Annotated in this window: 10 protein-coding genes; 9 read left to right on the top strand and 1 reads right to left on the bottom strand. The window is 62.1% G+C overall.

The window, feature by feature from the left end; all coding sequences use genetic code 11:
* Positions 1–248 precede the first annotated feature (248 nt).
* The 6 genes from kdpF (at position 249) to ACA071_RS22405 (ending at position 8,329) form a co-directional block, all read left to right on the top strand.
* Entirely contained in the window at positions 249–338 is a 90-nt protein-coding gene (gene kdpF / locus ACA071_RS22430) for a K(+)-transporting ATPase subunit F (RefSeq protein ID WP_007899818.1), read from the top strand.
* Positions 339–346: 8 nt separating this feature from the next.
* A complete protein-coding gene (kdpA, locus tag ACA071_RS22425; RefSeq protein ID WP_497641157.1) occupies positions 347–2,041 on the top strand; it encodes a potassium-transporting ATPase subunit KdpA in 1,695 nt (564 codons plus the stop codon).
* Positions 2,042–2,066: 25 nt separating this feature from the next.
* Positions 2,067–4,124, top strand: coding sequence for a potassium-transporting ATPase subunit KdpB (gene kdpB / locus ACA071_RS22420; protein WP_497641156.1), 2,058 nt, complete (start codon positions 2,067–2,069; stop codon positions 4,122–4,124).
* 132 nt (positions 4,125–4,256) lie between these two features.
* Positions 4,257–4,802 (top strand): potassium-transporting ATPase subunit KdpC, encoded by a 546-nt coding sequence (gene kdpC / locus ACA071_RS22415; RefSeq protein ID WP_497641154.1) that lies wholly within the window; start codon positions 4,257–4,259, stop codon positions 4,800–4,802.
* 128 nt (positions 4,803–4,930) lie between these two features.
* Positions 4,931–7,582: a DUF4118 domain-containing protein gene (locus ACA071_RS22410; protein WP_497641152.1), complete on the top strand. Its 2,652-nt coding sequence runs from the start codon at positions 4,931–4,933 to the stop codon at positions 7,580–7,582.
* Between the two features lie 48 nt (positions 7,583–7,630).
* On the top strand, positions 7,631–8,329 hold the full coding sequence (locus ACA071_RS22405) for a response regulator (RefSeq protein ID WP_497641151.1): 699 nt from the start codon (positions 7,631–7,633) through the stop codon (positions 8,327–8,329).
* Between the two features lie 125 nt (positions 8,330–8,454).
* Here the strand turns inward: ACA071_RS22405 and ACA071_RS22400 are convergent, their stop codons facing one another.
* Positions 8,455–9,492, bottom strand: coding sequence for a patatin-like phospholipase family protein (locus ACA071_RS22400; protein WP_497641150.1), 1,038 nt, complete (start codon positions 9,490–9,492; stop codon positions 8,455–8,457).
* 222 nt (positions 9,493–9,714) lie between these two features.
* Here ACA071_RS22400 and ACA071_RS22395 point away from each other — a divergent pair, with 222 nt between their 5' ends.
* The 3 genes from ACA071_RS22395 to ACA071_RS22385 all read left to right on the top strand — a co-directional run bounded on the left by ACA071_RS22395 (position 9,715) and on the right by ACA071_RS22385 (position 11,917).
* Positions 9,715–9,993, top strand: coding sequence for a hypothetical protein (locus ACA071_RS22395; RefSeq protein WP_497641149.1), 279 nt, complete (start codon positions 9,715–9,717; stop codon positions 9,991–9,993).
* An 88-nt stretch (positions 9,994–10,081) separates the two neighbouring features.
* The gene (locus ACA071_RS22390; RefSeq protein ID WP_497641147.1) at positions 10,082–10,849 is read left to right on the top strand and encodes a CHAD domain-containing protein; all 768 of its coding nucleotides are present in this window, start codon (positions 10,082–10,084) and stop codon (positions 10,847–10,849) included.
* A gap of 270 nt (positions 10,850–11,119) precedes the next feature.
* A complete protein-coding gene (locus ACA071_RS22385; RefSeq protein ID WP_497641146.1) occupies positions 11,120–11,917 on the top strand; it encodes an acyl-CoA thioesterase in 798 nt (265 codons plus the stop codon).
* The last annotated feature ends 1 nt before the right edge of the window (position 11,918 follow it).

Below are 11,918 nucleotides of genomic sequence, written 5' to 3'. Positions count from 1 at the left end.
GCCTTCGTGAGCAGGCTCGCTCCCACATTTAAAATGCATTCGCACAAACAATACAAATCCCTTGTGGGAGCGAGCCTGCTCGCGAAGACGCCCGCCCAGACGCCGCAAGACCCGGCTGTAACGAAGGCATAAACCCACTCTTTACGCTTTCTTTATGCCCCGCCATACCCCTCGCTCTCGTTCCTTTACAGCCTCCCTGCGGACAATGACTCCACAAGCGGCAATACGCCGTAACACGGAGAACTTCCATGAGCGTTCTGGACGGGGTGTCACTGCTACTGGCAGTGGGGCTGTTCATTTATCTGTTGGTTGCGCTGTTGCGCGCGGATCGGAACTAGGAGCGGCTATGCACAGTTATGACTATTGGCTGATCCTGGCCTTCTTCGCCGTGGTGCTGATCCCGGCACCGTTTCTAGGGCGTTTCTACTACAAGGTCATGGAAGGCCAGCGCACCTGGCTGTCACCGATCCTTGGCCCGGTCGAGCGTGGCTGTTATCGGGTGGCCGGCGTCAACCCGCAGGATGAACAGAGCTGGCAGAAATATACCCTGGCCTTGCTCGCCTTCAACCTTGCGGGCTTCTTGCTGTTGTTCGCGATCCTGTTGTTCCAGGATCACTTGCCGCTCAACCCGCAAAACCTGCCGGGCCAGGAGTGGACGCTGGCGTTCAACACCGCCATCAGTTTCATGACCAACACCAACTGGCAGGCCTACAGCGGTGAAGCGTCCCTGAGCTACCTGAGTCAGATGGCCGGCCTCACCGTGCAGAACTTCGTCAGCGCCGCCACCGGCCTCGCGGTCCTGGTTGCCTTGTGCCGTGGTATCGGTCGCAAGTCCACCAAGACCCTGGGCAACTTCTGGGTCGACATGACTCGCGCCACCCTCTACGGCCTGTTGCCACTGTGCCTGCTGCTGGCGCTGTACCTGGTCTGGCAGGGCGTGCCGCAAACTTTCGCGCAGTACGTGAATGCGGTGACGATGCAAGGCGTCGATCAAGTGATCCCGCTCGGTCCGGCCGCCAGCCAGATTGCGATCAAGCAATTGGGCACCAATGGTGGTGGCTTCTTCGGTGTCAACTCGGCGCATCCGTTCGAGAACCCGACGGCCTGGAGCAACCTGTTCGAGATGGGCTCGATCATCCTGATCCCGGTGGCCCTGGTGTTCACCTTCGGCCACTACGTGAAGGACCTGCGTCAGAGCCGGGCGATTGTGGCCTGTATGTTTGCCCTGTTCCTGATCGGCGGCGCCACGTCGCTGTGGGCCGAGTACCAACCGAACCCAGCGCTGACCAATGCTGCCGTCGAACAGACCGCGCCGCTGGAAGGTAAGGAAGCGCGTTTCGGTACGACTGCGACAGTGCTCTGGTCGGTGACCACCACTGCGGCGTCCAACGGTTCGGTCAACGGCATGCACGACAGCCTCAACCCGCTGACCGGCATGGTCGCGCTGGTCAACATGATGGTCGGCGAAGTGATCTTCGGCGGCGTCGGTGCCGGCCTCTACGGCATGTTGCTCAACGTGTTGATCGCGGTATTCCTCGCCGGCCTGATGATCGGCCGCACTCCGGAATACCTCGGCAAGAAGCTGCAAGCCAAGGAAGTGCAACTGTTGGTCGTGACCTTGCTGGTAATGCCAGTGGGCGTGCTGGTGCTGGGCGCGATTGCTGCCAGCCTGCCAGGTCCGGTCGCGGCGGTAAGTAACCCGGGTGCCCACGGTTTCAGTCAGTTGCTCTATGCCTACACCTCGGCCAGTGCCAACAACGGTTCGGCGTTCGGCGGTTTTGGTGCCAACACCCCGTTCCACAACCTGATGCTGGGGCTGGGCATGTTGATCGGTCGCTTCGGTTACATCCTCCCGGTTCTGGCCTTGGCCGGCAGCCTGGCGATGAAGAAAACCGCACCGATTGGCCAGAACAGCTTCCCGACTCATGGCCCGCTGTTCGTGACTCTGTTGACCGTGACCATTCTGCTCGTGGGCGGTTTGACCTTCTTGCCAACGCTCGCGTTGGGCCCGATTGCTGAACATCTGAGCATGGGCTTCTGAGCCAAGTATTTCTGAGGAGCAGATGATGAATATGCCCGTAACTAAACCCGTCGTCGCCAAGGCGCCGGAACAACCGAAAACCGCGATCTCGGCCCTGTGGCGTCCGGCGCTGGTGCAAGCCTTCGTCAAGCTCGACCCACGGCAATTGCAGCGTGCGCCGGTGATGCTGGTGGTCGAACTGACCGCCGTGCTGACCACCGTGCTGTGCTTCATTCCCGACGGCAGCGTGCCGACCTTCGTCGCGGCGCAAATTGCGCTGTGGCTGTGGTTCACGGTGCTGTTCGCCAACTTCGCCGAAGCGTTGGCTGAAGGTCGCGGCAAGGCCCGCGCCGACAGCCTCAAGGCCGGCAGCGAAGGCTTGAGCGCCCGCCGCAAAACCTCCAATGGCACCTTTCAAGTGGTGCCCGCCGCCAGCCTGCGCAGGGATGATGTGGTGCGCGTCGAAGCTGGGGAAATGATCCCCGGTGACGGCGAGGTGATTGAAGGCATCGCAGCAGTCAACGAAGCGGCGATCACAGGTGAGTCCGCGCCAGTGATTCGCGAGTCCGGCGGCGACCGTTCGGCCGTCACCGGCAACACCCGACTGGTGTCTGACTGGCTGTTGGTGCGCATCACGGCCAACCCGGGCGAGTCGACTCTCGACCGCATGATCGCCCTGGTCGAAGGCGCCAAACGCCAGAAAACCCCGAACGAAGTGGCGCTCGATATCCTGCTGATCGGCCTGACGCTGATCTTCCTGCTGGTGGTCGTGACCCTGCAACCGTTCGCTCACTTCGCCAACGGCAGCCTGCCGCTGGTGTTCCTGGTGGCGCTGTTGGTCACACTGATTCCGACCACCATTGGCGGTTTGTTGTCGGCCATCGGTATCGCCGGGATGGACCGTCTGGTGCGGTTGAACGTGATCGCCAAATCCGGTCGCGCCGTGGAAGCGGCGGGGGACGTGCACGTCCTGCTGCTGGACAAAACCGGCACCATTACCTTCGGTAACCGTCGCTGCACCGCCGTGTATGCGGCACCGGGTGTCAGCGCTAAAGAGCTGTCTGAAGGCGCGTTGTTTGCTTCGCTGGCCGATGACACGGCTGAAGGCAAATCCATCGTCGAGTACCTGCGTGGCCTGCATCCGCAGCCAGAACCAAGCCCTGAGCTGCTGACCGCCGTGCCATTCAGCGCCGAGACACGCCTGTCCGGTGTCGACTATCAGGGCCGCGTGTACCGCAAAGGCGCGGTGGATTCGCTGCTGGCTTTCGTCGGCCTGAAACGTGCAGACCTGGCACCGTCCCTGTCCCGGGAAATCGACAAGATTGCCCAGAGCGGCGGCACCCCGTTGTTGGTGTGTGCTGACGGTAAATTGCTCGGTGCGATCCACCTCAAGGATGTGGTCAAGCCTGGCATTCGTGAGCGTTTCGCCGAGTTGCGCAAACTGGGGATTCGCACGGTCATGGTGACCGGCGACAACCCGCTGACCGCTGCGGCGATTGCTGCTGAAGCGGGCGTCGATGACGTCCTGGCCGAAGCCACCCCGGAGAAAAAACTGGCGCGGATTCGCCACGAGCAGAACGACGGTCGTCTGGTCGCGATGTGCGGCGACGGCGCCAACGATGCCCCGGCCCTGGCCCAGGCAGACGTCGGCATGGCAATGAACGACGGCACACAAGCGGCGCGCGAGGCGGCGAACATGGTCGACCTCGACAGCGATCCGACCAAGCTGCTGGACGTGGTGCAGATCGGCAAGGAATTGCTGGTGACGCGCGGTGCGTTGACGACCTTTTCCATCGCCAACGACGTGGCCAAGTACTTCGCGATCCTGCCGGCACTGTTCGCCTCGATCTACCCGCAACTCGGCGTGCTGAACGTCATGCATTTGACCAGCCCACAGAGCGCGATCCTCTCGGCGATTGTGTTCAACGCCTTGATCATCGTCGTGCTGATTCCGTTGGCCTTGCGCGGTGTTCGTGTACAAGCGGCGAGTGCGGCGGCGTTGCTGCGCCGCAACCTGCTGATCTACGGCTTGGGCGGGCTTCTGGTGCCGTTCGTGGGCATCAAGGCGATCGACATGGTGTTGACGGCGTTGCATTTGGTTTGACCCTTTCGCGAGCAGGCTCGCTCCCACAATTTGAAATGCATTGCCCTGTGGGAGCGAGCCCGCTCGCGAAGAACCCGACACGGTTCACCTGACTGAACGCTGTATTTGCTCTCCGAATTCGAGGATTTTGAAATGTCCACAATGATACGTCCGGCCCTGAGTCTGCTGGTGCTGATGACCCTGATCACCGGCGTCGCCTATCCCTTGGTGGTGACCGGCGTCGCGCAAGTCGCGTTCCCGGACCAGGCCAACGGTAGTCTGGTGCGCGATGCCGACGGCAAGGTCCGTGGCTCGTCGCTGATTGCCCAGGACTTCGTCGGTGACGCCTGGTTCCATCCACGGCCATCGGCCGGTGCGTTTGCCACCGTATCGAGCAGCGCCAGCAACCTCTCGCCAAGCAACCCGGCCTTGGCCACGCGAGTGATTGACGATGCCAACAAACTGATCGTGCCTGGCCAGGGCCCGGTGCCCTTGGCGATGCTGACCACCTCCGGCAGCGGCCTCGATCCACACTTGCCACCGGCAGCGATTGCCTATCAACTGGCGCGTGTTGCCGCGGCGCGCAATCTGCCGGTGTCTACGCTTCAACAATTGCTGAACGCGAACATCGAGCAGCCGCTGGTGGGGCCACCGGTGGTGAATGTGTTGGCATTGAACATTGCGCTGGAAAAACTTTAGTAAGAGATCGTTCCCACGCTCTGCGTGGGAATGCATCAAATGGACGCTCTGCGTCCGCTGTTGGGACGCAGAGCGTCCCGGGCTGCATTCCCACGCGGAGCGTGGGAACGATCAAGAGAGCTTCAAGCATGAGTGACTCCGGCCGCGCTGACGCGCTGTTAGCAGACCTGCCCCGCGACGGCCGTGGCCGGCTCAAGGTTTTCCTCGGTGCCGCCCCCGGCGTCGGCAAGACCTACGCCATGCTGCAAGCGGCCCACACCCAACTGCGCCAAGGCGTAAAAGTCATCGCTGGCGTCGTGGAAACCCATGGCCGCGCTGAAACCGAAGCACTGCTCGGCGGCCTGCCGCAACAGCCGCTGGTGCGCTCGGAATACCGCGGCGTGATGCTCGAAGAAATGGACCTCGACGGCCTGCTCCACGCCAAGCCGAAACTGGTGCTGGTTGATGAACTGGCCCACAGCAACGCCCCCAACAGTCGTCATACCAAGCGCTGGCAAGACATCCAGGAACTGCTGGCCGCCGGCATCGACGTGTACACCACGGTCAACGTCCAGCATCTGGAAAGTCTCAACGATAAAGTGCGCGGTATCACCGGTGTCCAGGTCCGCGAAACCCTGCCGGATTGGGTCCTGCAAGAGGCCTACGAACTGCTGCTGATCGACTTGCCACCGCGCGAATTGCTGGAGCGTCTGCGCGATGGCAAGGTCTACGTGCCGGAGCAGGCGCGGGCAGCCATCGATGCGTTCTTCACTCAGACCAACCTCACCGCCCTGCGTGAAATGGCCATGCAAACCGCTGCGGCCCAGGTCGACGATGATCTGGCCCAGGGTTATCGCAAACTCGGCCAAGCCGCGCCGGCAGTGCGCGGTCGCTTGTTGGTCGGGGTCGATGGCGATGCCCAGGCCGAGCGTCTGGTGCGTCACGCCAGCCGCGTCGCCCAGCGTCGGCATCTGCCGTGGAGCCTGGTGCACGTGGACAACGGCCGGGTGCGCGACGAGCAATCGCGCCTGCGCCTGCAAAGTGCCCAGCAACTGGCCGAACGCCTCGGCGGCGAAGTCGTGTTGCTGCGCGCTGGCGAAGTGGCGAAAACCTTGATCCAGCATGCTGCCGAACGCCGCGCCAGTCTGGTGTTAGTGGGACAGTCCCGGAAGCGCTTGCACCGGCGCTTGTTCGGCGGCGGTCTGGCGTCACGTTTGTTGCGCGATGCTCGTGGGTTGGAAATCAACGTGCTCGACAGCGATCACGAAGAGCATCAGCCACGTCAGCGTTCGGCGCATTCACTGGTCTGGTTCGACTACGCGCTGGCCTTGGTGGCAACGGTTTTGGCCAGTGCTTTGGCCTGGGCAGTGGCGAGTGTTCTGCCGCTGCCGAATATCTCCCTGGTGTTCCTCGCCGCCGTGTTGCTGGTGGCGGTGCGCAGCAGTCTCGGCCCGGCGCTGGCCTGCGCGGCGCTGTCATTTTTGACCTATGACTTTCTGTTCATTCCGCCGAATTTCTCGTTCGCCATCCAGCGCGAAGAAGACGTCCTGACCTTGCTGTTTTTTCTGCTGATGGCGGCGCTCACCGGTAACCTCGCCGCGCGGCAACGCCGGCAATTGCAGGCGTTGCGCGACACCCAGGAAGAAACCACCGAACTGCTCGACCTGTCGCGCAAACTCACCGCCGCCACCGACCGCCAAGCCGTGGTCAGCGCCGCCGCGCAGCACCTGAACGGCTGGAGCGATCTGCAATTGTGCCTGCTCAATCAGGATGGGCAGGGCGGCTGGAAAGTCGAAACCGGCGGCCCGCTGGAGTTCTCCGAAGCCGAACGCGCCGCCGCCGACTGGGCCTGGCAACACGATCAGCCGGCCGGCGCGGGCACCGGTACTTTGCCGTTCGGGCGTTGGTGGTGGTGGCCGTTGTCGGTCGAAGACGGGCCACTTGCATTGCTCGGCGTGTGCGCCAAAGAAGGCCAGACGTTGAGCGGCCAGCGTCGACGCTTGTTGACTGCGCTGAGCCAGCCGTTGGCCCAGGCCCTGGCTCGTGCACAACTGGCCGAAGACCTGGAAGCGGCGCGGCTGCACGGTGAAACCGAGCAGTTGCGCAGTGCGCTGCTGGCCTCTGTGTCCCATGATTTGCGCACGCCGCTGACGTCCATGCGCGGCAGCATCGACAGCCTGCTGGCCCTCGGCGAAGCGATTCCGCTGGAGGATCGCCGCGAGCTGCTCGAAGGCACCCGCGATGAAGCGGAACGCCTCGATCGCTACATTCAAAACCTGCTGGACATGACCCGCCTCGGTCACGGCGCCCTGAAACTGGCCCGGGACTGGGTGTCACCGGCCGACATCGTCGGCAGTTCGCTCAATCGCCTGCGCGCGGTGCTGGCGCCGTTGCAGGTCAGTACCGAAGTGCCGGCCGAGCTGCCGCTGCTGTACGTCCATGCGGCGTTGATCGAACAGGCACTGGTCAACGTGATCGAAAACGCCGCGCGATTTTCTCCGGCTCACGGACGTTTGCAAGTGCGCGCCGGAGCGGACGACAGCGAGTTGTTTTTTTCTGTCAGCGATGAAGGGCCGGGGATTCCGGAGGATGAGCGGGCGAAGATTTTCGATATGTTCTATACCGCCGCCCGCGGTGATCGTGGCGGGCAGGGCACCGGGCTGGGGCTGGCGATCTGTCAGGGCATGGTCGGCGCCCATGGCGGGAGGATCAGCGTTGCCGATGGCATCGAAGGACGCGGCACCTGCATCACCTTGCACCTGCCGTTGCAGGCGCAACCGGGCTTCGAAAGTGAAGCCTGACCGCGCTTGCGCTACTCTCTTGCCACTTCTATTTGTTGATGTGAACCCATGAGCCAGACCACGACCATTTTGGTCATCGACGACGAACCGCAGATCCGCAAATTCCTGCGCATCAGCCTCGCCTCCCAAGGCTACAAAGTGCTGGAGGCCGGCACCGGCAACGAAGGCTTGGCGCAAGCGGCGCTGAACAAACCCGATCTGCTGGTGCTCGACCTCGGCCTGCCGGACATGGACGGCCAGCAAGTGCTGCGCGAGTTTCGTGAATGGTCGACGGTGCCGGTGCTGGTGCTGTCGGTGCGGGCCAGTGAAGGACAGAAGGTCGAAGCGCTGGACGGCGGGGCCAACGACTACGTGACCAAGCCGTTCGGCATTCAGGAGTTTTTGGCTCGGGTTCGCGCCTTGTTGCGCCAGGCGCCGGCCGGTGAAGCCCAGCAAGCAGCCCTCACGTTCGGCCCGCTGACTGTGGACCTGGCGTATCGCCGGGTGCTGCTCGACGGCGCCGAAGTCGCGCTGACCCGCAAGGAATACGCGGTGCTGGCGCAACTGGCACGGCATCCGGGGCGAGTGATCACCCAGCAGCAATTGCTCAAGGACATTTGGGGGCCGACCCATACCGAGGACAGTCATTATCTGCGGATCGTGGTCGGGCATCTGCGGCAGAAACTCGCGGATGATCCGACTCAGCCGCGGTTTATCGTGACCGAGGCGGGGGTGGGGTACCGGTTGTTGAGTGAGGGTAGTCTTTGATCGTTCCCACGCTCCTCGTGGGAATGCATCCTGTGACGCTCCGCGTCACGACCTTAACAGCGGACGCAGAGCGTCCATGGCGGCATTCCCACGCGGAGCGTGGGAATGATCAGGTACGCAGCCCCTCAGTTCTGCTCATTCTCATACCGATCCATCGTGTCCCGCGCAATCTCTCGCCCCAACGCGATCAATTCCGGTGCCTTGTAAAACTCGAAAAACCGGCACACGCGCTTTGGCACGTTGATCAGGATGTCCGGCGGATACCCGGCAATCTTGTACTGCGCCAACGAGGTCTGCATGACCTCGAAACTCTGGTTGATCAAATCCAGCAAGGATGCCGGCCCGACGTTGTCGATGATGAACGAACCGGTCGCCGACTTTGGAGCGCCTTCGCCCTGCGGAGCCGCGGCGGGTTGCTGGGCTTCAGGTTCGGCGGATTCGATCCACGGATTGATTTCCGCCGCCTCGGCCTTCAGCGCTTCCTGTTCCAGCAGCAGCAATTGTTCGGCCTGTTTACGCCGGAACGGCATCTTCGAGCCAAGCGAGTTGATCAGGCTGTTGAACCGCGACTTGAACGCCGCCGGACGCTGGATCACCGGCAGTTGGTAATGCCGCTGGTTGGTCGAGTTGAGGTTGACCGCAATGATCAAATCACAATGGCTCGACACCACCGGAACGATCGGCAACGGGTTCAACAAGCCGCCATCGACCAGCATGCGATTGCCCTGCATCACTGGGGTGAACAAGCTGGGGATCGCTGCCGAGGCGCGAATGGCCTGGTGCAGGCAGCCGGCCTGGAACCAGATTTCCTGTTGGTTGGTCAGGTCGGTGGCCACCGCCGTATAGGGAATGCGCAGGTCTTCGATGTTGATCTCGCCGACGATCTTGCGGATCTGGCCGAAGACCTTCTCGCCGCGAATGGCGCCCAAGCGAAAACTGACGTCCACCAAACGCAACACGTCGAGGTAGTCCAGGCTTTCGATCCAGTTTCGATATTCGTCGAGTTTGCCGGCGGCATAAATCCCGCCGACCACGGCGCCCATGGAACAACCGGCGATGCAGGCGATGTCGTAGCCACGCCGTTCGATCTCTTCAATGACACCGATATGGGCATAGCCCCGGGCTCCACCTGAGCCCAGCACCAGTGCGACACGTTTTTTCATGAATCGCCCTCGTCTGACAAGGTTCAACAATGCACCCATCGAGGGTCGCGCTTCAATCGCTAAGGTCGTTTGCCGGGACAGGAGCGTCGTTTTTTCGACACTGCGTGGCGACAGATGGGTATGCTCGCCAGCGCTATAGTTTGTAGAGACGGGACAAGGCACTTTTTGCGCGCCGCACCGTCTTACCTGCACGACTGTTTACCTATCTTTGAGGTGTTATCGATGAAAGCCTGGATCTGTGTGCCTTTGATTGCGTTGGCACTGGCTGGTTGTGCCGGGAAAACCGCGTACCGTGAAAGCTGCGGCAGCCAGATCGACGGGGCCTGGCATGAGCTGGACCTGGCCAAGGCCGAAGGTTTCGCCGGCACCGTCAGTTACTCCAAGGCCTTGTCGCTGCTGACTGGCGCCAAGACCCAGCAGCAATTCGAAGCCTACGAGGGCTGCACCAGCAAGGCCGAGAAGGCGCGTTTCTATATTCGTGAGTCCCGCGCGGGTCGATAAGCGCATGATGTAGCGCAAGGACTGCGCGTTTCGATGCGGGCATGATGGCATCGAGCGGATCACTCATATTTGATTCAGGGAGCAAGTGATGTCTGCCTTGGTTGACCGTTTGGTGGCTCAGGTTTTGAGCATTGAAGTTCGATTGCTGGCCTGTCAGGCACGCTTGAGCGCCCGCACCGACCCGGAAGCGCTGCACGATCTGCGCACCACGGTTCGCCGTTTGCGTAGCCTGTTGCGGCCGCTGCGGGGCTTGCCCGGGGTTGAGCAACTGGAAGTGGCGGCGTCCGGGGTCGGTCAACTGACCACGCCGCTGCGTGATCGCGAGGTGTTGGCGGCGTATTTGCTTGAGCACGGTCAGCCGGAGGCGGCGCGGCGACGCATGGCGCAAATGGACGTGGCGTATCCGACTGTGGCGACCAGCCCTGAAGTCATTCAATTGCTGATGATCCTCGACGCCTTCCCACGCTTCCTGCGGGCTTCCCAGCGTCAAGGGTTGCTCACGGGCCTGCGCAAGCGCATTGAAAAACGCCTGGCCAAGCAATGGGAAAAACTCGATGAAGCCCTGCACGACCCGGCTCATGACCGCCATCGCTTACGCCTGTTGATCAAGCGTGTGCGCTATGGCATCGAGGCCTACCCCGAGCTGGACCGTTTGCCCAAGGCGGCGATGCCACGACTCAAATCGGCCCAGGCCGCGCTGGGTGACTGGCACGACTGCTGGCAGTGGCTGCTGCGGGCCGAACAGGAAGCGGATCTGCTGCCCTGCGTCGCCGTCTGGAAAACCACCATGGCCAAGGCTGAAGGGCGGGCCGACCGAGTGCTCGATAAACTCAGCGCTGCCTGCTTCAAATCCTGAATCCAGCAGTAATTCCCTGTGATTGATCGTTCCCACGCTCCGCGTGGGAATGCATCCCGTGACGCTCCGCGTCACTTTTGAAGCGGACGCAGAGCGTCCATGGCGGCATTCCCACGCAGAGCGTGGGAACGATCAAGATCGCAGCCTTCTGCAGCGCCTACGGGAGCAGGACGTCCTATCTGTCAGTTTCTTTGGCCGGAATAAGCGCTGTATCGCCCGCGCAGGCTGGTTAACATCCCTTCATCCTTTTCCTGCATCTTTGAGGTTTTCATGCGCTTTTCCGATCTGCTCGACGCTGTCCGCAGCCAGCCGCAGGAACTGTCTATTCCCGCCGAATGGGGTCAGGGCCGTGCCAGTTTCGGTGGCCTGGTCGCCGCTTTGCAGTACGAAGCCATGCGCGCAAAAGTCCCGGCGGATCGTCCGGTGCGTTCGCTGGCGATCACTTTTGTCGGCCCGGTCGAGCCCGATGTGCCGGTCAGTTTTGAGGTTGATGTGTTGCGCGAAGGCAAAGCCGTCAGCCAGGTGCTGGGGCGGGTGATGCAGAAAGGCCAGGTGGTGACGTTGGTCCAAGGCAGTTTCGGTGCCTCGCGACCTTCCGAAGTGGCCGTGGCGGCCGAGCCTGCTCCCGAAATGAAACATTGGGACGACTGCCAGGAACTGCCCTATATCAAAGGCGTGACCCCGGAATTCATGAAGCACCTGGCGATGCGCTGGAGTGTCGGCGGGTTGCCGTTCACCGGCAACAAATCCCGGGACATGGGCGGGTGGGTGCGCTTGCGTGGGGATGTGAAGGAGGAAGCGCTGAGCGAGGCGCATATCCTGGCGCTGGTCGACGCCTGGCCGCCGGCCCTGTTGCCACACCTGAACAAACCGGCGGCGGGCAGTACGCTGACCTGGACCATCGAATTCGTCCAGCCGTTGCGGGCGCTGAGCACCCTCGACTGGTGCAAATACCTGGTAGACATCGAGTACGCCGCAGACGGCTATGGTCACGCAGCGGCAAAGCTGTGGAGCACCGAGGGTCAGTTGATCGCCATGAGCCGGCAGACCGTGACGATTTTCGCCTGAC

The organism is Pseudomonas sp. LBUM1646, assembly GCF_059716165.1.
The sequence above is the reverse complement of the archived record's forward strand: the minus strand, read 5'-3'. Positions and strand labels throughout refer to the sequence as shown.